Genomic DNA, 23,112 nt, shown 5'->3' with positions numbered 1-23,112 from the left:
GTTATTCACCTTCAGCCCGACGATAAAAATGCTTAACACCACTAATAACTTAATATTATCAAATATATAAAATCAAAACGTCATTTTAATTTTACACTTTATTGATTAAAACAGACTGAGAAATCACTTTCCTCTTTTGTGATATCACTCAATTTACAAAGTTGTATAATAAGTTACTTTGTGTCGTATCTGATTAGCTTGTGACACAGTTGGCAACATATAAGAAACTCACTGATTTACCCGGACATTCGTTGTCTGACGGTCAGCTCATGCCTAAGAACAGGCTCATTGAAGATAGCGGAATAACGCCGAATCAATATCAGATTAGAAATGATACCTGGGCCACATCTCATCCGCACTTGACTCACCGAGTCCCCCCAGGTTCCTTTATTCACCTCTGGAGATTACCTAATGAAACTGTCCAAGACGCTACTCAGCCTGTGCCTTACGTCGGCAACGCTGTTTATGAGCCACTCTTCTCTTGCCGCACAGCAGATCAAAGCCGCAGACGTTCACCCGGTCGGCTATCCAAACGTCGTCGCCGTTGAGCACATGGGCGAGAAGTTGAAGCAGGCGACCAACGGCCGCTTGGAGATCAAAACCTTCCCCGGCGGTGTGTTAGGTGACGAAAAGCAGGAAATCGAACAGGCACAGATCGGTGCCATTGATATTATCCGCGTCTCTATGTCACCCGTAGCGGCCATTCTGCCAGAGGTCGATGTCTTTACCCTGCCCTATGTCTTCCGCGATGAAGACCATATGCACAAGGTGCTGGACGGTGAGATTGGCCAAGAGATCGGTCAGAAAATTACCGATAACGCCAAATCAAAAATGGTCTTCCTCGGCTGGATGGACGGCGGCACACGCAACATGATCACCAAGAACCCGATCGGTAAGCCGGAAGATCTGCAAGGCATGAAGATCCGCGTTCAGGGTAACCCGGTTGCTCTTGCCACGCTGAAAGCCATGGGGGCCAACGCAGTCAGCATGGGCGTCAGCGAAGTGTTCAGCGGCATGCAGACCGGCGTGATTGATGGCGCAGAGAACAACCCGCCAACCTATGTTGCCCATAACTACATGCCGGTGGCAAAAAACTACACCCTGACCGGCCATATGATCATTCCTGAAGTGTTCCTCTACTCCAAGGCGAAATGGAACAAGCTGTCTGCCGAAGATCAGCAGTTGATCCTCAAACTGGCGAAAGAAGCCCAGGCCGAACAGCGCGAACTGTGGGCCAAATATAACCAGGAGTCGCTGGATAAGATGAAGGCGGGCGGCGTCAATATTCAGGATATCGATCGCGCTTATTTCTACAAGGCCACCCAACCGGTGCGCGATCAGTTTGGTAAAAACTACCAAGAGTTAATCCAGCGTATCGAAGCCGTCAAGTAATGGCCAAGGGGCGGAATATTAACGATACCCACGCCACTTCAGGTTGCAGGTAGGCGGCAGTTGAGCCAGCTCCCAGGCGCTTGGTCAACCCAAGTGACTGAGGTAAATAATGGCAGCCTCTGCGGCTTGAAGGGTGATGGGGATATCCGCCCCATTTTTTCTGACCAGGATGTAAGGGATTATCATGTCTCAGTCTTATATATCGGTAATGGACTTCATTTACCGTGTGTCTATCTGGCTTTCCGGCCTTGCCCTGCTCGTTATGACCGCCGTGATCCCCGTCGGTATTTTTGCCCGCTACGTCATGAACGCCGGCCTATCGTGGCCGGAGCCGGTGGCAATCATCTGTATGGTGACCTTCACCTTTGTCGGTGCCGCCGTCAGCTACCGTTCCTGCTCGCATATCGCGGTCAGCATGATGACCGATCGCCTGTCAGAACCGCTGAAAAAGGTCTGCTCGGTACTTACCGATCTGATGATGCTGGCGATCAGCCTGTTTATTCTCTATTACGGCTACAACCTGTGCCTGGAACTGTGGGAACAGCCCGTGGCTGAATTCCCGGTGTTAACCGCAGGGGTCACTTATCTGCCGCTGCCTATCGGGTCATTTATCACGTTACTGTTCATTATTGAGCGCATCTTTTTTGGCCCGCAGAATCACCGCCCGGTGGTGATGCTGGGTAATTCCTAAGCGGTAACCAGGAGCCTGTAACTTATGGACGCATTGATTCTATTGCTAACCCTTGGCGTAATGCTCGCCATTGGTGTACCCGTGGCCTACGCCGTCGGCATCAGCGCCGTCGCCGGGGCGTTCTGGATCGACCTGCCGCTCGAAGCCGTAATGATTCAGATCACCAACGGCGTGAACAAGTTTTCGCTGCTGGCCATTCCATTCTTTATTCTGGCCGGAGCCATCATGGCAGAAGGCGGTATTGCCCGCCGCCTGGTTAACTTCGCCTATATCTTCGTGGGCTTTATTCGCGGTGGTCTGTCGCTGGTTAACATCGTGGCTTCGACCTTCTTTGGGGCCATTTCCGGTTCGTCAGTGGCGGATACCGCCTCGATCGGTTCGGTGATGATCCCGGAAATGGATAAAAAAGGTTACCCGCGCGATTTCGCCGCCGCCGTCACCGCCAGCGGATCGGTGCAGGCCATTTTGACACCGCCAAGCCATAACTCGGTGATCTACTCGCTGGCGACCGGCGGCACCGTCTCCATCGCTTCGCTGTTTATCGCCGGGATCCTGCCGGGCCTGCTGTTAAGCCTGACGCTGATGGTGATGTGCGTCTGCTTCGCACACAAACGTGGCTACCCGAAAGGCGAACGCGTGCCGTTCCGCCAGGCGCTGAAGATCTTCGTTGATACCCTGTGGGGGTTGATGACGGTGGTCATCATCATGGGCGGGATCCTGTCTGGTATCTTTACCGCTACCGAATCTGCGGCTATTGCCTGCCTATGGTCATTCTTCGTCACCATGTTCATTTACCGTGACTACAAATGGTCTGAGCTGCCCAAGCTGATGTTCCGCACGGTGAAAACCGTCACCATCGTGATGATCCTGATTGGCTTTGCCGCCAGCTTCGGTGCCATCATGACCTACATGCAGTTGCCGACGCGGATCACTGAGTTCTTTACCTCCATCTCCGACAACAAATATGTGATCCTGATGTGGATCAACATCATGCTGCTGCTGATCGGCACCCTGATGGATATGGCTCCGCTGATCCTGATCCTGACGCCGGTGCTGCTGCCGGTGGCGATCAACCTGGGTATCGATCCGGTGCACTTCGGGATGATCATGCTGGTCAACCTGGGGATCGGCCTGATTACGCCGCCGGTGGGTTCAGTGCTGTTCGTCGCCAGCGCGGTCAGTAAACAAAAAATAGAACAGGTGGTGAAAGCCATGATCCCGTTCTATATCGCCCTGCTCAGCGTGCTGATGCTGGTCACTTACGTTCCGGCGATCTCACTGTTCCTGCCCAAGCTGTTTGGCGTCCATACCGGATAACGATTTTCCTTTAAGCTGTTGCATGTTGCCCGTTTTACCGAGAACGGGCTTTTTTGTTATCGGGCCGCATTCACCAGAAAAACCACTTCTCCGCGATAATAGGGCGAGGTTGCCAACCGCTGCTGCCACTGAGTATTCCACACTCCCTGCTGCACCAGCCCGATCTTAAACGGCACCCGCAGCTTTAATAAGGCGGGTAAATAGTGCTCATACTGCGTGACCGTTTGCTTGCCCTGATAGGTTTGAATCACCAACTCGTCTATCGGTAACCCATTCAATTGGCTGACGTTACCGGTTTTCGCCCAATCGAGTAGCCCCGTTACCCCCAATGCAAACTCGGCGGGCAGTTGGCTACGCAGATGGCTGAGAAACGCCGCATACTTGTCTAACTGATAGGTCGCTGCGTCAAAATCAATCTGCAACCCCACCACCCGGTTACCCGCTGCCGTCCAGCGTGCAGGCAGGCGCAAAACCGCAGCCAATACCTCATCGGGGATATCCAGCGTGGTGACTCGCACGGTAATCCAAAGGGCGGGCGCCTGAAGCTTCGCCAGCGGTTGCCCCAACTTCAAAAAGCGCGCCCCCTGGCGGCCCGTAACCACTTCAGCCTGATGAAGATACAGCGTGTCAGCCTGCTTTAGCACCGGCTGCGACCAGACGCCAGACCATAGCCAGAACGCGCGATAATCGCGCGTATCCACATAGCCTGCGTCCTTTTTACCCGCCGCCGATGCGGTAACCAGCACCGGTATCAGCAATAACGCCTGCCACCAACGCCTCACCAGTAGTATTTGAGCTGTTTTTCCCATTGGTTACCTTTGTAGTTCTTTTTCAACTGATTAAACCAATTGCGGCGCGTCTCAATCGGGATGTCCTGTCCATCGCAATCGTTATAGCCAGAAGGAGAAAAACACATCACGGCGCGGTAAAGGGCATAGCTTTTATCTTCCGGTTCCGCTTTGGCATCGGCGATCACCTGTTGGTAATAGGCCAGCCGTCCTTGTTTGCTGTCCTTGTCCATCACCGCGCGCATCTGGCTCTCTAACCCGCCGCCGCCGTCCATCTCAACGTCTGCGCTGATACGAGCTAACGAAGTGCGGAAAAACTCCCCCAGGCAGTTCAAGGCGTGCGCATCGGTTTTATTCTTTGCCAGAGCCGTGGCGGTCTGCTCCAGCGGGGCACAATAATACCCCTGCTCGGTATCACTGCCGTCCCAGTCAAAGATCGCCAGATTCACATCGCCAAACGCTTCAGGATCAAGGGGTGAATGGAGATGCTTTTTCAGCAATCTGTCATCCAGGTAGCCCTGATAGTCGCCAACCATCAGATCGCGGGTTAATAACGTATGAAGGGCAATGGTTTTCTCTTCATCCGTAGGCCCAGAGGCCGCCTGCTGTTGCAACAACGCCTTGTTTGCCAAGGTCTTGAGCACCAATGAACGATAGCGCAGATTATTAATCGGGCTTTGCGCGGCAAAAATCGCCGCCGCGTTGTAGCTTTGCACCAGACTGTTGGTCAGCATCAATTGTAAATACTGTTGCTGGTGGGGTGAGAGCTTCAACGTCAGCAAGTGGCGCCAATGGGCCTCGGCTTCTGGCAATTTGTTAAGCTTAATCATAGCTTTACCATAAATCACCTGCTGGCTGAACGCCACAATGTCATCCGGCGCGAGTTGCTCGGCAGGTTTTATCGCCGCCAGCACGGCTGGGTAATCCCCTTGCTGATAGAACAACCAGGCATTCTGCATATATTGCCAAACCGGCAACATATTGGCTTTTTCAAACATCGGCTTATAGCTTTGCACTATCTCGGCCGTAACCTTGGGCGTCTCCTTATTCTCAAGGCTATATTTCCGCAACCATTTCATGGTTTGAGTAAAGGTCTGCAGCGGCGTGTCGGCCACGCTGGTAAACGGCTGTTCAGCGCTTCTGTAAGGAATGATGCGGCTTAACAAGATCTGATCGTTCTCATCAATCAGCGCACTGAGCGAGTCGATATCTTTCGCACTCACAATCTGGCTTTCATAGAGCTGTGCCAGGCTCGGCCAATCCGCAAGATACCAATACACCCTGCGATACAAACCGCGCACGGAATCCACATAGGCACCGCCCGGATGGGCCGTCACGTAGGTTTCCGCCCGCTGCAGTGCTAAATCGGCAGCCTGTTTGTTGACCTTGTCGATCTCGAACATGCCATATTCATCCACCGCATGTTCGGTGGCCTGGTTTAAGGCAACGCGGAACAGCATATAGGTTGCCGTTTCCGCCACCCACGGCTGATCGGACTCTTTCAGATCCAGGAAGCCGGTTTCGGCTTCGGGGAATTTCCCCTTATAAAACAGCTCTGCGTTGCTGAGATAATCACGAAAGGCAGCCGCGTGGGAACCGGCAACAAAATGCTGCATCAGCGGTAAAAAGCGATCGGTATCCTGCTCACCGCGGTAGATAGCTACCCGCCGCAAAGCCAATAAGTCACGGTCAGGTTTATCCAACTGTTGATCTGCCAGCAATGCGCTAAAGAATTGGCGCAGTGAATCTTTATTGTTGGATACCCAGCGGCCTTCATTTTCCTCGCTCACCTCAGAAAACGCGCTGGGAGAAATGCCTAATTTCGCCGCCATGGCATCTAGTTCGCTGTCAACCGGCAACGGCGCCGGGCTGGGCGCATCCCCTGGCTGGCTTTCAGGCAGGGCCGTGCCCTTGAAAACGCCAAAAGCATACCCTCGGCTGCGGCTCACATCCTGCGGCAGCGCGGATAGCGCGATGGGAAAGCCACGCCGTTGCGCCTGCAGCATCAGCAGATTGGCGCGGGTATCGTTATCAGGATCCAGATAGGGCGTGCCACCCAGGGCACAATCGCTGGCCCAGCGGCAGCTCATATCATCAAAAGAGGCCATCGCCAGCGGGCTGGCACTATAAATAACCGCCGCTGTTAACGCTTGCACAAGCTTTTTCGTTTTTATCCATTTTCCCTGCAAAATAGCCTCCGTTTCCCGTATTTTGGTCATGAAAACGCCTCCGTAGAGGCGTTTTCATTATCGAGCCTTGGTTCAGCGATGTCGAGGTTAATCCAGCAGGTCGGAGTAATCACCTCGTTGATAATCCGCGAGTTGTTGCCAAGGCAGCACGGGCGGAGCCACAAACGGCGTCGCCGTCATGCTTTGGATCGATGTGCCGTGGCTATCGCGCTGCTCAATACTGCGAGCATACTGACCGGCCACGTCCCAGGCCACCTTGATGGTGCGCTCCCCCTGCTGTAACTGATAGTGCTGGATCCCCCGTTGCTCCGGGCCCCGCTTTTCCATACGGCTCAACGCGGCAGGCTCGATCAGCCAGTAGGCCGCCGCCCAGGAACCGCCATATCCCACGTTGCCGTAATGCGCCAGCTCCACATCGATAACCCGGCGCAGATTATGCAAGACCGCCTGCACGCTCACCTGCCCGGTTTGCGCATCGCGGCGTATCAGCAGTGGTGCCCATTGCGCTTCGCTGTGCGCATGGCCGGCATGGGGTGAAACGCTATCGTCATGCCCATGCGCCGCACTTGCGCGCACGCTTTGCGGCAGCTCACGCTCGATCCAGACCAGCCCTGCGCGGCGGTACATCAGATCGGTGTAGCGGCTATCACGTTGAATGCCATCATGCCCTATTGAACGGTTTTCATAGCTCAAGCGCAGATTCACCGCCGGTGCCTCGGCGGGCTGTGCCGTGTTCTGAGCCTGCACGGGCAGCGCCACCATCACCAGCAACGCCAGGCTGAATATTTTCCGCAGGGGGATCATAAACCGGCCGCCTCTTTCACCTTGAAGAAGACGTTGGTGTTATCCAGCGTGCCTTTGAAGATCTGCGAACCGGCACCGTCGGCGTACAGCATCACATCGCCACCCGCATGGGTTTCCGCCCCCGGAGCCCCCAGATTGATGCCGACCTCCTGCAAGAAGTTATCCTGCGTGGTATCTACGTCGGTCAAATCCTCACGTTCTGCGCCACGCGCCGGCGCCACCCAAGGCGCGTTGCCATCTTCTACGTTGGTCTGGCTGCTGGCGCTGGCATTGGGGCGGCCACCGTTGCCGAACACCAATGTGGTGTAAGGTTTGCCATCGGCGGCTTTGGCCAGTTCACCGTTCTGGTAGTCGTACACCTTGCCCAGAATCGGGTTACCAATCTTGCCATAGCCGTTAAAGGCGATGGAGTGGTCATGGTCAGCCGTCACCACAATCAGCGTGTTCTTCAGCCCAGGATCCTTGGCTTGCATAAACGCCAGCACGCTCTTGATCGCCTCGTCCAGCGCCAGGGTATCTTCCAGCGCGCGTTTAGCATTGCTGCCGTGCAGGGCATGATCGATGCGCCCGCCTTCCACCATCAGGAAAAATCCTTTGTCGTTACGGCTGAGCACTTCAAGCGCCTTCTCGGCCATTTCCGCCAAGCTCGGCTGATCCAGGTTCTGATTCACCCTATCCAGCTCATAAGCCATTTCACTTTGAGCAAACAGCCCAAGCAGTTTATTGACCGAGCCGGTATCTAGGCCGCGTAACTGCGAGCCGCTGTTAATATAGGTGTAACCTGCGCTCTGCATGGCGCTCACCAGGTTCTGATTATCGCTGCGCTTGCTGCTGGGGTTGATTGATTTCGGCAGGTAGTTGCGTTGCCCGCCGCCCATCAAAACGTCTACGCCATCGCCCAACCACGTATTGTAATTAGGGTTCCCCGGCACCGATTGCTCCGCGATGGTGTTGTAGCCATTACGGTTGCAGATATGGGCATAGGTGGCCGCTGGCGTGGCGTGGCCAACGCGCGTGGTCGACACCGCCCCCACCGAACGCCCTGCCGCCTTGGAGAGCTCCAACAGCGTTTTCGCCCGCTGGCCATTATCAGGTTGGCAGGTGCTGTCTTCCCCCGAGATATATTGCTCACCCGAAGCCGCATAGGCCTGGGTATCGGCAGACATCGAGATCACCTCGTTGTTAGCCTTCACGCCGGTCATGTAAGCCGCCATCGACGGTGCGCTGTCGGTGGTCTGCGCATCATTAGAGAAGGTTTTGATGCGTGCCGCATTGCGCAGCGACTGCATGGTCAGCTCTGCGCGCTCACTGCTGCTCAGCGCTCCCGGCTCCATCGCCAGCTGTTTCTCGCCTTTATAGATACGGGCAGCCGTCACGGTTACCGGCCCCATGCCGTCGCCGAGGAAAAAGATCACGTTCTTGGCTTCGTTTGCCGCATGGGCATGGCCACCAGCCAGGGATAACAGGCCCAACAGGAACAGCGTAACGCTCTGGAACTTACCCACAGATTGTCTTGTTTTCATGATTTTGCTCATTCTGGAAAGAGGAAATTATGCTTAGCCTGCTGGCGCTCACGGCAAGTCAATCGCCTGTTTAATCAGGCTGAATACCCGATCGTTATTCAGCGTGCCGCTGAACTGTTCCGCACCCAATCCTTGCGCCGCCAGGAACACATCGCCGCCGCCGTGAGTTTCGCTCTTCAGCGGGATCACCGACTCCTGCAAGAAATCAGCACTTTCCAGAGCACTTTCGTCGATCGGCCCGCGAGTCGCCTGATGCGCCGGGCCATTGCCGAAGCCGATGATGGTATAAGGGTTACCGTCCACGTCCGTTGAGTTGGCCCCGTTGACATAGTTCTTCACAACCCCCAGCACGCCAGGGTTGCCCTCTTGGGTTTTACCGGTACGCTGCGCATAGCCGTTCATCTGCAGCGTGTGATCGTGATCGGCCGTGACCACGATCAGGGTATTTTGCAAGCCGGGATCAATCTGTTGCATCTTGTCCAATGCCATTTTGATCGCCTCATCGAACGCCACCGTGTCCTGCAACGCTCGGCGGGCGTTGGTTGCGTGCAGGGCGTGATCGATGCGCCCCCCTTCCACCATCAGGAAGAAGCCCTTCTGTTTAGCGGCCAGGGCGTCAATCGCCTTTTCAGTCATTTCTGCCAGGCTCGGCTCCTGCGCCGGATCGCGATCCAGGTCATAAGACATATGATTCGGGGTAAACAACGCCACCAGCTTGCTGCCATCAACCGGCAGTTGCTCAAACTGCTGCTTGTTGGCCGCATAGCGGTAGTTGGCCGCCTGTAACTCGGCAATCAGGTTGCGCTGATCGCCACGGGTGCCACCTGCGGTCGCTGGCGTGAAGTAGCTGGTCCCACCACCGAGGATCACGTCAATACCGTCCCCCAGTTTGGTGTTGAACCCTTGGCCGCCTGGTACCAGCGCGGCGGCAATGGTGTTTTCCGCATCGCGATGGCAGACATGGGCGTAGGTCGCCGCCGGTGTGGCATGGGTGACTCGGGTGGTCGTCACTATCCCGGTGCCATAGTTGGCCGCTTTCATCTGTTCCAACAAGGTTTCAACCGCCTGGCCGTTACCCGGCGGGCAGGTGCTGTCGAAGTTGACCTGATAAGGCTTGCCCTGCGGATTGGTCGCCTTGGTATCAGGTGACATCGAGATCACTTCGTTATTGGTTTTGAGCCCCGTCATATAGGCCGACATGGAAGGTGCGCTGTCGGTAACCTGTGCATCATTCGAATAGGTATGAACAAACGCCGTTTGCGGCAGGGTATCGATCGTTAAGTCGCCCTCTTCCCCAACGCTGTAAATACGTGCCGCAGTCAAGGTGGCAATCCCCATACCATCCCCCAGAAAGAACAGCACGTTCTTGGTAGGCACCGCTAGCGGTGCAGGCGCAGGTGTTGGCGTTTCGCTCTGGGCGCTGCTAACAGAATCACTGTCATTACAGCCCGTTACGGCAAAAACCGCGCCAAGAATCATCCGGCAGAGCATATTGCGTTTCATCTAACCTCCCTATTAAAGCTTCAGGTAAACAGCGTTTTTGTATTAATTGGCAACATGTGAACATGTCTAGACATACAAACTAGAGAGGATGTGTGACAAAAAGATGGCAACGGGAAGACGATGAGAAGAGTACAGCTGGAGCGCGGCGCAACCCGGATCAGTGGCCGTTGACGATCATTAGCACTTCAACTGTAGCGGCGCTGAAGATCGCCTCTTCCTCCATGGCCTGCTGCATTGATTTATGGCGTTTATTGCGTTCCCTGCAGCCCCTGCGCCTCTTTCTTCAACATGAAATACATTAATTTCGTGGATGAGTTCAAATCGTTAGCGGTGCACAGAGGTTAAAATGGTGTTTCAATTTCGCCACATAGCGCATTCATGCATAAGGACATTCACGTCATGAAAAACCCACCTACGCCTTGGCGTAAAAAGATCGTCTCTCCGCTGCTCGCCGCGCTGGTCTGCACCCTACTGGCTGGCTGCAACCCGACGTCGGAAGCAGATACGCAGTCTGCCGCGAACAATGCGGGCGATCCGGCGGAACCAACAACGCCAGCCCCCTCACCGGAACCGGTGACGCCAGAGACCCCCGTTGAACCCGTGAGCCCCGAGCTTACTGCACAGCAGGCCTGCGATCGGCTCAATGACGTCACGCTACCAGCCTCAGCCATCACCCTGCCCAGCGGAGGGGCACGGGTAGAGAAAGCGACGCTGATCCTCGCGGACGCCAGCGGAAATAGCTTGGGGGAATATTGTCAGGTGCGCGGCAAGATTTTCCCCTCCAACAGCAGCGCGCCAGAAATCAATTTTGCCGTTAACCTCCCCACGCAATGGAACAATAAGGCCATTCACTTTGGCGGCGGCGGTTTTAATGGCAGGCTGATTGATGGCACGGAAACGGTGCGTTTTGCGCTGCCGAATAACCCCGCTCCGCTGGCACAAGGGTATGCCACCTGGGGCGATGACTCCGGCCACCAGAGCGGCAGTATTACCGATGGCAGCTTTGCCATGGATGATGAGGCACTGGCCAACTACGGCGGTGACACCCTCAAAAAAACCCATGACGTCGCGTTACTGCTGCTGCAACAGCGTTATCAGAAAATGCCACAACATAGTTATTTTCTCGGCACCTCAACCGGCGGGCGCGATGCGCTGGGCTATATCCAGCGCTGGCCGCTCGACTATGATGGCGTGATTGCCAATGAACCGGCGCTGAATTACACCGGCACTCGCCTGTCGAACGTGGCGGTGGGCCGGGCTCTGTACCTCAATGGGGGCGCGGGCTGGCTGAACATCAACAAAACCCTGCTGGTACAGCAGGCGGCAATGGAGGCCTGCGATCGGCTGGACGGCGCCGCAGACAATGTGATCAGCAATGTGGAAGGGTGCCGCGCGACGAACACCCAGGTGCTGGCCAATCTGCGTTGCCCAGGAGGAGGTGACAGCGGTGATACCTGTCTCTCCGATGCCCAGATCGCCACCGTTAAGGTGATCGAGTCCCCTTTAAAGCTGAACTATCCGTTGGCCAACGGCGTAAGCGTTGCCGGAGGGTATAATCTGTTGGAGGGCGCGCTGGTTGCCGGCCCCTTTACCACCCGCAATCTGGGGACGCGCCCGGTTCCCGCCAACCCCGCCGCCAAAGCGGATGCCAATATGTATGTGACCGGCGATCAGTGGGTCAAATATTTCGTTACCCGCGAGCCCACGTTCGATGCTCTGACCTTTAACCCGGCCAATCCGGGTGCCTATACGCAGCGGGTACAGCAGGTTTCTGCAATCACCGATGCCACCAACCCCGACATTTCCGAGTTTCTGGGCCATCAGCATCGCCTGATTCTGCTGCATGGGCTGGCTGACGAAGTGATTAGCCCAAACTCCACCATTGCCTGGTATCAGGCAATGACGGATAACGTCGGGCAAGACGCCGTCAACCAGGGAGTGCGCTTTTATACCGTGCCCGGTATGGGGCACGGCACCGGCAGCTTTCTGCCCGCCTGGAATTCATTAACGGCACTGGAAAACTGGGTCGAGCGCGGCGTGGCACCGGGTAACCGTTGGGTGATGGATACCAATGCACAAACCTATGGGCGGACCCGGCCGCTGTGCCAATATCCTTCCTGGCCGAAATACCAGGGAACCGGTAGCCTGGATGCCGCCATCAACTACAGCTGTACCGACAGCGGTAACGTCGTTCCACAGGCTTGCGCCCATCTGCCTACCACCACCACAACCTATAAAGGCGGGGATACCTTTGGTGAAGAGCTGACCGTGCAGTTCGATCCTGCCACCATGAACTACAGCATCACCGTTGATGCCAGCCTGCAACGCCCGGCGGGTACGCTGCGCAGCGGGACTCTGCAGGCCCATAGTGGCTGTACCTTCAGCAGTGACGAGAACGGTGCCCAGTTTACCTTCACTGGCGGGGGCGTATTGGCAGGGGGGATAGCAAAAGTATCAGGAGCAGAATTTTTACCGCTGGTCGCCTTCCAGAACATCAGCAGCGATTACAAGGCGGTGGCGGATATTTACAATGCCAGCGGTATTCAGCACAGCGTCAGCAACGACAGCGCCACACCGTTGAGCGGGTCAGCACGGCTGCGTTCATCCGCTGCCACCTGGCAAACCTGCCAAGACCCCAACACACAGGGTTTTATCACTTATGATGCAAACTGTACGCTCAGCAGCAAAGGCTACATCGCCTGGAACAGCGATCGTAATGCCTTTGACTATTTTGTCGGCGGTACTCCCGATAAAAACAATGGCACGCTAAGCGGTTCGCTGATTAGCGGTATGGTCAACGGCAAACCGGTTCCGTTGGTTCTGACCCGTTCGGCCACGGCCTACGGTATGGTTTTTTATGCGCCACAGCCTTCCGCTTTGCCGTTGGCGGCCGGTGCGGCGGATGGCAACTATCATGTCAGCAGCAGCGATGGCAGCCAGTTTGATACCGAATTAAGCGGCACCACGGTTTTTCAGGCTAACAGCTATGGCGTGCTGACCTACAACCAGCCGGTGTTGGGCGTGATAACGGCAGCGGGAGCCATCAGCGGCAGCTACACCACCAACGGCGGCATTCTGTCGATAGTGACAGACGATAGCTTTGGTTTTGGGCTGTTGTATTAACAGACGAACGTGAAGCGACGGTCAGGTAACATGCTGGTTTATGATGTTACCTGCCTTGTTAGCGTGCTGCGCCTTCCATCCCCACCAGCCCCACTTTCAGATAGCCGGATTTACGCAGCATATCCATCACGCTCATCAGCGTTTCATAATCGACGGTCTTATCCGCCTGGAAGAAAATGGGGGTTTCTTTGTTCGCTTGCGTGCGTTGATCCAGCACAGATGTCAGTTGCTCGGCCGTTACCGGATCATCGCCAACATACAGTTGTTTGTCGGCCTTTACCGACAGAAACACCGGCTTTTCCGGGCGCGGCTGCGGCTTGGCGGTCGACGCGGGCAGATCGACACGAATATCCACCGTGGCCAACGGCGCAGCCACCATAAAGATGATCAACAGCACCAGCATGACATCGATAAACGGCGTCACGTTGATGTCATGCAGTTCACCGCTGTCGTCCAGATCTTCATTTAAGCGCATCGCCATACGTCACCCCACCCGCAGTTGGTGCTGGTGCTGCGCGCGTTTAGCCTCGATCGTGGCCGCCAGATCCAGATCGCGCCCCAGCAGCAATAACACCTGCGCGGCCATATCCCCCACTTCGGCACGATGGCCGCCGATCACCCGGGCAAAAATGTTGTAAATCACCACCGCTGGAATTGCCGCCACCAGGCCGAGTGCGGTTGCCAGCAGCGCTTCGGCGATCCCCGGAGCCACCACCGCCAGATTGGTGGTTTGCGATTGGGCGATACCGATAAAGCTGTTCATGATGCCCCAGACGGTGCCAAACAGGCCGACGAAGGGTGAAATCGCGCCGATGGTGGCCAGAAAGCCGTTGCCACGCCCCAGTTGGCGTCCGTAAGCCGCTACGCGGCGTTCCAGGCGAAAACCGGTGCGTTCTTTAATGCCGTTGTTGTCGTTGGACGCTGCCGACAGATCCAATTCGTTCTGCGCATCATTCAACAGCTGCGCACTGATGCTTTCTGCAGAGAAGTTTTGCGCCAGCTCGGTGGCGTCGTCCAACGAGCGCACGTCGGCCAGCGCCTGTTGTTCACGGCGCAGACGGCGTTTGGAACGCATCAGTTCGCTGCCTTTGGCAAACAGAATGGTCCAGGTAACAACCGAAGCCAGCACCAGGCCGATCATCACGGCTTTGACTACCACGTCCGCATGCTGGTACATCCCCCAAACGGAAAGATCCATGCCGCGGGTTTCTGGCGGTTGGATCGCCGGTGCCGGGTTCAGCGGCATCAGCCCAGTTTCAGCTGGCATCGCTGCTGCCGCCACGCTTTCACTGATTGCCGGTGCATTGGCCGGAGCCGCCTGCGCTGCACCAGCCAGCCCCGCCAGCAATACCAGTGACACGATCGCCCTGCGCCCCAGCGCACACCATTGCCCACAGGCTTCTCGATTCATCATTCTGACAGCCGTTTTCACGCTGTGCCTCCACCCATCTCAACAGTTACGGAAGAATTCAGCCTGCGATCATATCAAATCAAGCCGTAATTGATAGTGGTTATCATTACTATTTGATTGCGAGACTTGCCATATATCAAACAGCCTGTGTGTTAGCTGCACACACAGCGATCGTCACCATTTCTTTTCATGGCGGTTAAAACGTCTGGATGGCTATTAAGCACCATGCTAACGTAAGTGCTATCGCAGGGGAGCAAGGCAAAGGGAAACCCAACATGACGTCAAAAAATATCGAAACCGCGCTGATCGCGGCCGGGCGCAGCAAGCGTTACACGCAAGGCTCGGTCAATCCGGTCACCCAACGCGCATCTTCACTGGTGTTTGAATCGGTGGCGGCCAAAAAGCACGCCACCGCCAAACGCGCACAGGGTGAGCTGTTTTACGGGCGCCGTGGCACGCTCACCCACTTTGCCTTTCAGGACGCCATGACCGAACTGGAAGGCGGCGCAGGCTGTGTGCTCTACCCCTGTGGCGCTGCAGCGGTAGCCAATGCCATTCTGTCTTTCGTTGGCGCGAGCGATCATCTGCTGGTGACCGGTTCCGCCTATGAACCGACGCAGGACTTCTGCACCCATATCCTTGGCCGTATGAATGTGGCCACCACCTATTTCGATCCGCTGATCGGTAGCGGGATCGCCGATCTGATCCAGAGCAACACCAAGGTGGTGTTCCTCGAGTCTCCCGGTTCCATCACCATGGAGGTGCAGGATATACCGGCCATCGTCAACGCCATTCGCGTTGTGAACCCGGAGATCGTCATTATGATCGACAATACCTGGGCGGCCGGCGTGCTGTTCAAGGCGCTGGAGTTTGATATCGATATTTCGATTCAGGCCGGTACCAAATACATCATCGGTCATTCCGACTACATGCTCGGCACCGCGGTGGCCAATGCCCGCTGCTGGGATCGGTTGCGTGAATACTCTTACCTGATGGGCCAAATGGTCGACGCCGACACCGCCTATATGGCCAGCCGCGGTTTGCGCACTCTAGGCGTGCGCTTGAAACAGCATGAGCAGAGCAGCATCGCGGTGGCACAGTGGCTGGCGCAGCGGCCCGAAGTGGCGGTGGTCAATCACCCGGCGTTGCCAAGCTGTAAAGGCCATGAGTTCTATCGCCGTGACTTCAGCGGCTGCAACGGCCTGTTCTCCTTTGTGCTGAAGCAGCGGCTGAGCGATCGGCAACTGGCCGATTATCTCGACAACTTCAGCCACTTCAGCATGGCCTATTCCTGGGGCGGTTATGAGTCGTTGATCCTAGCCAATCAGCCAGAAGAGCTGGCCGCCATTCGCCCTGCGGGTGGCGTTGATTTCTCCGGTACGCTGGTGCGCGTACACATCGGGCTGGAAAACGTGCAGGATCTGATCGACGATCTGGCCGCCGGTTTTAGGCGTATCGCCTAAAAAAATGACCGAGCGGCAAATCTGCCGCTCTTTTTTTACACGTTTTATCCTTCGTAGCACATTTCTACACTCTGTTTAATGTCCACTTAAGCTAATAGCGTTACACTCAGCACACAATTGAGCATGATTAAAAGCACGGTAGCCCGCAAAGAATTAGATTAGGCTCCGCAGGACAAAAAATGGATGTATTAAGAGAGATTGTTCACGCGCTTTGGACGCACGATTTTGCTGCCCTTGCCGAACCCGGCGTGATTTGGGTAGTTTACCTGGTACTTTTCACCACCCTGTTTCTGGAAAACGGCTTACTGCCCGCGTCTTTCCTGCCGGGGGACAGCCTGTTGCTCTTGGCCGGAGCACTGATCGCCAAAGGGGTAATGGGGTTTCTCCCCGCGTTGATTATCCTGACCGTCGCCGCCAGCCTGGGTTGCTGGCTGAGTTATCTGCAAGGGCGATGGCTGGGGCATACCTCGCTGGTGAAAGGCTGGCTGCTCCAGCTCCCGGTCCAATACCACCAGCGCGCGCACATGCTGTTTAACCGCCACGGCCTGATGGCGCTGCTGATTGGCCGTTTTCTGGCGTTTGTCCGCACGCTGCTGCCCACCATGGCAGGGATCTCAGGCCTCAGCAGTACGCGCTTTCAGATCTTTAACTGGCTAAGCGGCGTGCTCTGGGTGGGATCGGTGATCAGCCTAGGTTACGCTTTCAGTCAGATCCCACTGGTGAAACGCCATGAGGATCAGGTAATGGCCGGGTTGATGATCCTCCCCATCGTGCTGCTGGTGTTTGGTTTCCTCGGGGCCATGTTGGTGATCTGGCGCAAGAAGCGCGCCAGCCGCGCTAGCGTTTAACCCTGCATCATCACGTTGCTGTCCCGCAGCCGGGCGAGCTCATCGCTCGGCGTAATACCGAACAGGCGTTTAAACTCGCGGCTGAATTGCGAGGCGCTTTCATAACCCACACGGATGGCCGCCGTACTGGCCTTCAGCCCATCATGCACCATCAGCAGCCGCGCTTTGTGCAGGCGATAGGATTTCACATACTGCAGCGGCGAGGTGTTGGTCACCGCTTTAAAGTTATGGTGGAACGCTGAAACGCTCATGTTGACCTCGTTGGCCAACTGCTCGACGTTAAGGTTATCGGCATACTGGCTTTCAATCCGCCGCAGCGCTTTGGCGATCTGGCTGAAGTGGGTATGGCGGTTAACCAACTCCTGTAGCGAGGCACCACAACTGCCGCGCAGCACGTAATACAGCAGTTCACGCACAATCTGCGGCCCTAACACGCGGGCATCGAGCGGTTTCTCCATCACGTCCAGCAGGCGTTCGGTGGCGCACAGCATTTCATCCGTCAGCGGTGCAAGATTGACGCCGCTGCTTTCAACGCGCGGCTTCATCAGATAATCGTCATCACCGATGTCGATCAGCAGATCCTGCAGCACTTGGGTATCGATATTCACCGCTAGCCCCACCAGCGGCTGCTGCGGGCTGGCAAAGGTTTCGCATTCAAATGGCAACGGCACCGTCATCAGCAGATAATTGCGCGGATCGTACTGGAACACCTTGTTGCCACAGTAGCCCACCTTGTGCCCCTGAAAGATGATCACAATGCCGGGTTCGTACATCACCGGCTGGCGCGGGCAATATTCGTTAACGTACAGGATATTCACCTTGGGCACCGGCGAAGGGCTGTAACCTTTCACACTGGCAAAACGCATTGCCTGACGCGCCATGCGGCCACGCAGCTGATCAATTTCGGTCACGGAAACGCCCTCTTACATCCAGAATAATCCAGCACAGATAATAGTAAAAAAACGGTATTTTCTACAATACTAAGTAGAAATAGGCAAGACACCGATAGGAATGTGCATTGTCTAACAGCGCTAAGTTACTGACAATACACTCCAGTTATTCTTTGCGCCGCTGGCGCCCCCCTGACACGCAAGAGAAATCGAACATGCAAAACTTTACTCTCCATACCCCGACCAAAATCCTGTTTGGCAAAAACCAGATCGCCGAATTGGCAAAACAGATCCCGGCAGAGGCTCGTATCCTGATCACCTACGGCGGTGGCAGCGTGAAGAAAAACGGCGTGCTGGATCAGGTTTATTCTGCGCTGGCAGGCCGCAACGTGCAGGAGTTCGCTGGCATTGAACCGAACCCGACCTACGAAACGCTGATGAAAGCGGTGGAGATAGTTCGTGCGGAAAACATCGACTTCCTGCTGGCCGTTGGTGGCGGTTCGGTGGTTGATGGCACCAAATTTATCGCTGCAGCAGCCAACTACACCGCCGATCGCGATCCTTGGCATATCCTGAAAACCGTCGGCAGCGATATCACCAGCGCCGTACCGATGGGCTGCGTGCTGACCCTGCCCGCCACGGGTTCTGAATCCAATAGCGGCGCGGTGATCACCCGCCAAAGCAGCGGCGATAAGCAGCACTTCTTCTCGCCACACGTGCAACCACTGTTTGCCGTGTTGGATCCGCTAGTGACCTATTCGCTGCCGCCGCGCCAGATCGCCAATGGCGTAGTAGATGCGTTTGTGCACATCCTCGAGCAGTACCTGACTTACCCGGTTGATGCCAAAGTGCAGGATCGCTTCGCCGAAGGCCTGCTGCTGACGCTGCTGGAAGACGGCCCGCGCGCGCTGGCAGAGCCGGAAAACTACGCGGTGCGTGCCAATGTGATGTGGAGTGCCACCATGGCGCTGAACGGGCTGATCGGTGCCGGTGTGCCGCAGGACTGGGCAACCCATATGCTCGGCCACGAACTCACCGCCATGCACGGGCTGGATCACGCACAAACCTTGGCTATCGTGCTGCCAGCGCTGCTGGTGGAGAAGAAAGCACAGAAACGCGCCAAACTGCTGCAATACGCCGAGCACGTCTGGGGCCTGCGCGACGGCTCTGAAGACAGCCGTATTGATGCCGCCATCGCTGCTACCCGCACCTTCTTTGAAAAAATGGGCGTGCCGACCCGTCTGTCTGATTACCAGCTCGATGGCAGTTCGATCCCTGCGCTGATCGACAAGCTGCATCAGCACGGTATGACCGCGCTGGGTGAGCACCAGGACATCACGCTGGAAGTCAGCCAGCGGATTTATCAGACAGCACGCTAAACGCAACATCACAGTTTCCTGCTAGGCTTTAGTTTCTAACCGCCCTCTGTACCCGGCCACTTGCCGGGTACAGTTTTGCGTTTCATCTGCGCTTTCGATCGTATCGCATGACATCGTCTCGTTAATCAATGGGAGAGTATTATGGCGAACCAATCCAACCCTTTTTCTGACAATACCATTCACGCCTGGGTATCCCCTGGCAAAGGTAAGCCTCTCGAACCCTTCAGTTTTGACGCCGGAGAGTTGAGCGAGGACGATATCGAGGTGGCGATCGACTATTGCGGTGTCTGCCACTCCGATTTATCGATGCTGAACAACGAATGGGGTATCACCCGCTATCCGTTCGTTCCGGGCCATGAAGTGGTCGGCAAAGTGGTCAGACTCGGGGCCCACGCACAACACAAAGGGCTGAAAGTCGGCCAAGTGGTGGGCGTCGGCTGGAACCGCGGCAGCTGTATGCACTGCCACCCCTGCATGTCTGGCGATCAGCATTTGTGTCACAAAGTACAACCCACCATCATTGGCCGGCATGGCGGCTTTGCCGATCGCATCCGCAGCCACTGGGCCTGGGCGATTCCACTGCCGGAAGGGGTTGACGTCACCAGCGCCGGGCCGCTGTTCTGCGGTGGGATCACCGTTTTCAACCCGCTGCTGCAGTACGATGTGCGCCCCACACAGCGCGTCGGCGTGGTGGGGATTGGTGGCTTGGGGCATATGGCAATCCGCTTTATGCACGCCTGGGGCTGTGAAGTCACCGCCTTTACCTCGTCTGACAGCAAGCGTGACGAAGCGCTGGCGCTGGGGGCGCATCGCGTGGTCGCCAGCAACGACAGTGCGGCCCTGAAAGCGATTGCCAACCAGCTCGATTTTATTCTGGTCACCGCCAGCGCGTCGCTGGACTGGAATGCGTTCCTCGGCACGCTGGCCCCGAAAGGCCGCCTGCATTTCGTCGGCGCAGTGCCCGATCCGGTACCCGTTCAGGTGTTCGCCTTTATCAGCAAACAGGCGGAGCTTTCTGCTTCACCCACCGGTGCCCCTTCGCGGCTGGCGGATATGCTGGCGTTCTGCGCCCGGCACGGTATTGAGCCACAGGTGGAGCATTTCCCACTCAGCAAAGTCAACGATGCCATGGCGCATCTGGCAGCGGGCAAGGCGCGTTATCGTATCGTATTGGATATGCACGCTTAGCAGACAACCTCAGCAGTGCCTGGAGTTGCCAACTAAAATTAACCCTGTCTTGGAAGTTATTATTAAGGAGACAACGCATGCAACCCGTCATCAAACTCCACGATGGTAATCTGATGCCGCAGTTGGGTCTCGGTGTTTGGCAAGCGAGTATTGCAGAAGCCACTCACGCGGTCAGCAAAGCGCTGGAAGTGGGTTATCGCTCTATTGATACCGCGGCGATCTACAACAACGAGGAAGGGGTTGGCAGTGCGCTGCAATCCACCTCGATCCCGCGCAGCGAACTGTTTATCACCACCAAACTGTGGAACGACGATCAGGGCAACCCGCAAGCGGCGCTGGAAAAAAGCCTGAAAAAGCTGAAGCTGGATTATGTCGATCTGTATCTGATCCACTGGCCAAAACCGGCACAGGATCGGTATGTCGACGCCTGGCGCGGCCTGATCACGCTGCGTGAGCAAGGGCTGGCAAAAAGCATTGGGGTGTGTAATTTCCACGTGCCGCACCTGCAGCGCCTGCTCGACGAAACCGGTACTGCGCCGGTGATCAACCAGATCGAACTGCACCCAATGCTGCAACAGCGCCAACTGCGCGCCTGGAACGCCACGCATCATATCACCACCGAGTCTTGGAGCCCGCTGGCGCAGGGCGGTGAAGGCGTTTTCGATCAACCCATCATCAAGCGATTGGCCGAGAAATACGGCAAGACTCCGGCACAGATCGTGGTGCGTTGGCACTTGGACAGCGGCCTGGTGGTGATCCCGAAATCAGTCACGCCAGCGCGTATTCGCGAAAACTTTGAGGTATTTGATTTCAAACTGGATAAAGAAGAGTTGAGCGAGATCGCTACACTGGATATCGGCAACCGCCTAGGGCCGGATCCCGAGTCGCTGTAATTTCAGTCTGAGGTGTATCTCTGTAAGGGCCGATAGGGAATCGGCCCTTACAGTTCAGTGCAGGTTTGTATCAACCCACAGCGAGGAGAGTGCTAATGGGTGGATAGCGGTGAAGAGCGATCAGATTGTGGGCTTCCCAACGATCGTGTGCAGCCTGTAGGTTAATCCAGAAATCATCATCAAGTTCAAACAGGGCGGCCAATTTGCTCGCCTCTTCTACGCTGAGGCGACGTGAATTGTTGATAATTTGCCCAATGACCTTACGTGATAATTTCATCGCATCAGCTAATTGTTGCTGGGTAATATTTAATGGCTTCAGGAACTCTTCGTTCAACATTTCACCTACAGTAGTAGGCTCGGCAGTAATCGTGTCCATATTATCCCCCCATTAGTATTTGTGTGGATCCAGATAGACATCATAGGCCGCACCGTCTCGCCAGCGGAATATAAGCCGCCACTGAATGTTCACCCGTATACTTGACCAGCCCTCCAAGTTGCCCGAAAGTCGCTCATAATTATTACTACGCGGCTGAAACAATGACCGTTCAGTGCTTGCTGCCGCCAACATACTGAGCTTTCGTCGTAATTGGCTTTCAATACTTGCAGGAATCACCCCACTGCGCTCATTGTATTGGTAAAACCTGCATAATATGCCGGGTTCCCCATCCTTGAAACTTCCTATCATTGGCACACCTGACAGTATCCGTTGATAAGCGTCATTGTATCCTAAAAGGCACTTTATGCTTCCATTTTGGCACATAATGAGTCATAAATGGAACATTTAATAAAGAAATAGGTCTATTAAAAGAATATTGGCCACTCTAGCGAATCGCTAATTTCTGCCTTTTGGCATCACGGGTTACACTGGCAAACATGTTTACCCGTTTTTATTGCACTACACTGACGTTATCATGCTGTCTCAACGCCCCGACTGAAACAACCGCATGGAGCATCATGAAACGCTTTCTTCTGACTTGGCCTCGTCCGATCATCATCGTCCTCATGCTGCTTCTGGCTGGCTGTGCGGGCGAGAAACCCCGTAACAGCAGCGGTAACTACCAGCCACGCTCCTATCAAAGCGCGATTGAACAGGCTGCGGCGCAGTACGGCGTTGATGAAAAACTTATCACCGCGATGATTCAGGTGGAATCGAGCTTTAACCCTAGCGCGGTGAGCAAATCCAACGCTATCGGCCTGATGCAGCTCAAAGCCAGCACCGCGGGCTGTGATGCATACCGTTTCAAAGGCAAAAGCGGTTGCCCGGATGATGAAGAGCTGCGCGATCCGCAGATCAATATCGATCTCGGCACCGCTTATCTGGCCTCGCTGCAGCGCCAACTCGGCGGCATCGATAATCCCGTTACCTTGCGCTATGCCACCGAAGTGGCCTACGTCAACGGCGCGGGTGCCCTGCTGCGTACCTTCTCCAGCGATCGCCAAAAGGCGGTTAACATGATCAATAGCCTGTCCCCGGAAGCCTTCAACTGGCACGTGCGCAAACATCATCCTTCACCACAGGCTCCGCGCTATATGGCTAAGGTCGAAGCAGCGTATAACCAACTGTAAAATAAAGGCGAAAAAAGGGAGCCGCTGGCTCCCTCAGACTGCTGACTAACCCCACTTTTTCAGGTGGGGTTCTTCTTTTCTAGCGACCGCAGGTCGCGATCGCGATATTTTTCCATAATACCGTCAGTTGAGCTTTCTGACCGC

General features: G+C 55.6%; 20 protein-coding genes. 10 read left to right on the top strand and 10 right to left on the bottom strand.

Translation table 11 applies throughout. The features are described from left to right. Positions 1-411: 411 nt before the first annotated feature. The 3 genes from WG891_RS24560 (at position 412) to WG891_RS24550 (ending at position 3,400) form a co-directional block, all read left to right on the top strand. Complete coding sequence (locus WG891_RS24560) at positions 412-1,392, top strand: TRAP transporter substrate-binding protein (protein ID WP_337264862.1); 981 nt, start codon at positions 412-414, stop codon at positions 1,390-1,392. A 184-nt stretch (positions 1,393-1,576) separates the two neighbouring features. Beyond that, positions 1,577-2,083, top strand: coding sequence for a TRAP transporter small permease (locus WG891_RS24555; protein WP_337264861.1), 507 nt, complete (start codon positions 1,577-1,579; stop codon positions 2,081-2,083). Positions 2,084-2,107: 24 nt separating this feature from the next. Then, a complete protein-coding gene (locus WG891_RS24550; protein WP_076941989.1) occupies positions 2,108-3,400 on the top strand; it encodes a TRAP transporter large permease in 1,293 nt (430 codons plus the stop codon). Between the two features lie 56 nt (positions 3,401-3,456). Here WG891_RS24550 and WG891_RS24545 read toward each other — a convergent pair whose 3' ends face one another. The 5 genes from WG891_RS24545 to WG891_RS24525 form a co-directional block, all read right to left on the bottom strand. Then, entirely contained in the window at positions 3,457-4,209 is a 753-nt protein-coding gene (locus WG891_RS24545) for a DUF3142 domain-containing protein (protein WP_337264860.1), read from the bottom strand. Further along, the gene (locus tag WG891_RS24540; protein WP_337264859.1) at positions 4,179-6,344 is read right to left on the bottom strand and encodes a hypothetical protein; all 2,166 of its coding nucleotides are present in this window, start codon (positions 6,342-6,344) and stop codon (positions 4,179-4,181) included. The genes WG891_RS24545 and WG891_RS24540 overlap by 31 nt, the downstream gene beginning before the upstream one ends. 120 nt (positions 6,345-6,464) lie before the next feature. After that, positions 6,465-7,181, bottom strand: a complete 717-nt coding sequence (locus tag WG891_RS24535) for a hypothetical protein (RefSeq protein WP_337264858.1) — start codon at positions 7,179-7,181, stop codon at positions 6,465-6,467. Then, the gene (locus WG891_RS24530) at positions 7,178-8,704 is read right to left on the bottom strand and encodes an alkaline phosphatase (protein WP_337264857.1); all 1,527 of its coding nucleotides are present in this window, start codon (positions 8,702-8,704) and stop codon (positions 7,178-7,180) included. Before WG891_RS24530 ends, WG891_RS24535 begins: the two co-directional genes overlap by 4 nt. A 48-nt stretch (positions 8,705-8,752) precedes the next feature. Next, a complete protein-coding gene (locus tag WG891_RS24525) occupies positions 8,753-10,207 on the bottom strand; it encodes an alkaline phosphatase (protein WP_337264856.1) in 1,455 nt (484 codons plus the stop codon). Between the two features lie 399 nt (positions 10,208-10,606). Here WG891_RS24525 and WG891_RS24520 point away from each other — a divergent pair, with 399 nt between their 5' ends. Then, complete coding sequence (locus tag WG891_RS24520) at positions 10,607-13,330, top strand: tannase/feruloyl esterase family alpha/beta hydrolase (RefSeq protein ID WP_337264855.1); 2,724 nt, start codon at positions 10,607-10,609, stop codon at positions 13,328-13,330. A gap of 58 nt (positions 13,331-13,388) precedes the next feature. Here WG891_RS24520 and exbD read toward each other — a convergent pair whose 3' ends face one another. Continuing rightward, positions 13,389-13,811 carry a TonB system transport protein ExbD gene (gene exbD, locus WG891_RS24515; RefSeq protein WP_337264854.1) on the bottom strand — a complete coding sequence of 141 codons (423 nt, stop codon included), beginning with the start codon at positions 13,809-13,811 and terminating at the stop codon, positions 13,389-13,391. Positions 13,812-13,814: 3 nt separating this feature from the next. Further along, positions 13,815-14,744 (bottom strand): tol-pal system-associated acyl-CoA thioesterase, encoded by a 930-nt coding sequence (gene exbB, locus WG891_RS24510; protein WP_443006330.1) that lies wholly within the window; start codon positions 14,742-14,744, stop codon positions 13,815-13,817. 272 nt (positions 14,745-15,016) lie between these two features. On the opposite strand from exbB, the gene metC reads away from it, so the two are divergent. Next, positions 15,017-16,204: a cystathionine beta-lyase gene (metC, locus tag WG891_RS24505; protein ID WP_337264852.1), complete on the top strand. Its 1,188-nt coding sequence runs from the start codon at positions 15,017-15,019 to the stop codon at positions 16,202-16,204. A gap of 179 nt (positions 16,205-16,383) precedes the next feature. Beyond that, on the top strand, positions 16,384-17,052 hold the full coding sequence (locus WG891_RS24500) for a DedA family protein (protein ID WP_337264851.1): 669 nt from the start codon (positions 16,384-16,386) through the stop codon (positions 17,050-17,052). Here WG891_RS24500 and WG891_RS24495 read toward each other — a convergent pair. After that, positions 17,049-17,933, bottom strand: coding sequence for an AraC family transcriptional regulator (locus WG891_RS24495; protein WP_443006333.1), 885 nt, complete (start codon positions 17,931-17,933; stop codon positions 17,049-17,051). The two genes, WG891_RS24500 and WG891_RS24495, sit on opposite strands and share 4 nt — an antisense overlap. 224 nt (positions 17,934-18,157) lie before the next feature. On the opposite strand from WG891_RS24495, the gene yqhD reads away from it, so the two are divergent. The 3 genes from yqhD (at position 18,158) to dkgA (ending at position 21,402) form a co-directional block, all read left to right on the top strand. Further along, positions 18,158-19,321: an alcohol dehydrogenase gene (yqhD, locus tag WG891_RS24490; RefSeq protein ID WP_337264849.1), complete on the top strand. Its 1,164-nt coding sequence runs from the start codon at positions 18,158-18,160 to the stop codon at positions 19,319-19,321. Positions 19,322-19,462: 141 nt separating this feature from the next. Further along, positions 19,463-20,509 carry an NADPH-dependent aldehyde reductase Ahr gene (gene ahr, locus WG891_RS24485; RefSeq protein ID WP_337264848.1) on the top strand — a complete coding sequence of 349 codons (1,047 nt, stop codon included), beginning with the start codon at positions 19,463-19,465 and terminating at the stop codon, positions 20,507-20,509. 77 nt (positions 20,510-20,586) lie between these two features. Continuing rightward, positions 20,587-21,402: a 2,5-didehydrogluconate reductase DkgA gene (dkgA, locus tag WG891_RS24480; protein WP_337264847.1), complete on the top strand. Its 816-nt coding sequence runs from the start codon at positions 20,587-20,589 to the stop codon at positions 21,400-21,402. 70 nt (positions 21,403-21,472) lie between these two features. Here the strand turns inward: dkgA and WG891_RS24475 are convergent, their stop codons facing one another. Together WG891_RS24475 and WG891_RS24470 are read right to left on the bottom strand one after the other, a co-directional pair. After that, complete coding sequence (locus WG891_RS24475; RefSeq protein ID WP_337264846.1) at positions 21,473-21,778, bottom strand: HigA family addiction module antitoxin; 306 nt, start codon at positions 21,776-21,778, stop codon at positions 21,473-21,475. A gap of 12 nt (positions 21,779-21,790) precedes the next feature. Continuing rightward, positions 21,791-22,087: a type II toxin-antitoxin system RelE/ParE family toxin gene (locus tag WG891_RS24470; protein ID WP_337264845.1), complete on the bottom strand. Its 297-nt coding sequence runs from the start codon at positions 22,085-22,087 to the stop codon at positions 21,791-21,793. Between the two features lie 269 nt (positions 22,088-22,356). Here WG891_RS24470 and WG891_RS24465 point away from each other — a divergent pair, with 269 nt between their 5' ends. Continuing rightward, positions 22,357-22,968 carry a transglycosylase SLT domain-containing protein gene (locus WG891_RS24465; protein ID WP_337264844.1) on the top strand — a complete coding sequence of 204 codons (612 nt, stop codon included), beginning with the start codon at positions 22,357-22,359 and terminating at the stop codon, positions 22,966-22,968. The last annotated feature ends 144 nt before the right edge of the window (positions 22,969-23,112 follow it).

Origin of the sequence: Serratia sp. MMO-28, from assembly GCF_037199905.1 — a bacterium.
Lineage (GTDB): Bacteria > Pseudomonadota > Gammaproteobacteria > Enterobacterales > Enterobacteriaceae > Chania > Chania oryzae.
Note: the sequence above shows the minus strand (reverse complement) of the source record. Positions and strands in the feature narration are given on the sequence as shown.

Excerpts from the sequence above, each read along its gene's own strand:
- exbD (WP_337264854.1), bottom strand. The coding sequence starts at position 13,811 with ATGGCGATGCGCTTAAATGAAGATCTGGACGACAGCGGTGAACTGCAT.
- WG891_RS24550 (WP_076941989.1), top strand. The coding sequence starts at position 2,108 with ATGGACGCATTGATTCTATTGCTAACCCTTGGCGTAATGCTCGCCATT.
- WG891_RS24495 (WP_443006333.1), bottom strand. The coding sequence starts at position 17,933 with ATGGCGCGTCAGGCAATGCGTTTTGCCAGTGTGAAAGGTTACAGCCCT.
- exbB (WP_443006330.1), bottom strand. The coding sequence starts at position 14,744 with ATGATGAATCGAGAAGCCTGTGGGCAATGGTGTGCGCTGGGGCGCAGG.
- WG891_RS24560 (WP_337264862.1), top strand. The coding sequence starts at position 412 with ATGAAACTGTCCAAGACGCTACTCAGCCTGTGCCTTACGTCGGCAACG.
- WG891_RS24520 (WP_337264855.1), top strand. The coding sequence starts at position 10,607 with ATGAAAAACCCACCTACGCCTTGGCGTAAAAAGATCGTCTCTCCGCTG.
- WG891_RS24535 (WP_337264858.1), bottom strand. The coding sequence starts at position 7,181 with ATGATCCCCCTGCGGAAAATATTCAGCCTGGCGTTGCTGGTGATGGTG.
- WG891_RS24500 (WP_337264851.1), top strand. The coding sequence starts at position 16,384 with ATGGATGTATTAAGAGAGATTGTTCACGCGCTTTGGACGCACGATTTT.
- WG891_RS24555 (WP_337264861.1), top strand. The coding sequence starts at position 1,577 with ATGTCTCAGTCTTATATATCGGTAATGGACTTCATTTACCGTGTGTCT.
- WG891_RS24475 (WP_337264846.1), bottom strand. The coding sequence starts at position 21,778 with ATGGACACGATTACTGCCGAGCCTACTACTGTAGGTGAAATGTTGAAC.
- WG891_RS24545 (WP_337264860.1), bottom strand. The coding sequence starts at position 4,209 with ATGGGAAAAACAGCTCAAATACTACTGGTGAGGCGTTGGTGGCAGGCG.
- metC (WP_337264852.1), top strand. The coding sequence starts at position 15,017 with ATGACGTCAAAAAATATCGAAACCGCGCTGATCGCGGCCGGGCGCAGC.
- WG891_RS24530 (WP_337264857.1), bottom strand. The coding sequence starts at position 8,704 with ATGAAAACAAGACAATCTGTGGGTAAGTTCCAGAGCGTTACGCTGTTC.
- ahr (WP_337264848.1), top strand. The coding sequence starts at position 19,463 with ATGGCGAACCAATCCAACCCTTTTTCTGACAATACCATTCACGCCTGG.
- WG891_RS24470 (WP_337264845.1), bottom strand. The coding sequence starts at position 22,087 with ATGATAGGAAGTTTCAAGGATGGGGAACCCGGCATATTATGCAGGTTT.
- dkgA (WP_337264847.1), top strand. The coding sequence starts at position 20,587 with ATGCAACCCGTCATCAAACTCCACGATGGTAATCTGATGCCGCAGTTG.
- WG891_RS24525 (WP_337264856.1), bottom strand. The coding sequence starts at position 10,207 with ATGAAACGCAATATGCTCTGCCGGATGATTCTTGGCGCGGTTTTTGCC.
- yqhD (WP_337264849.1), top strand. The coding sequence starts at position 18,158 with ATGCAAAACTTTACTCTCCATACCCCGACCAAAATCCTGTTTGGCAAA.
- WG891_RS24465 (WP_337264844.1), top strand. The coding sequence starts at position 22,357 with ATGAAACGCTTTCTTCTGACTTGGCCTCGTCCGATCATCATCGTCCTC.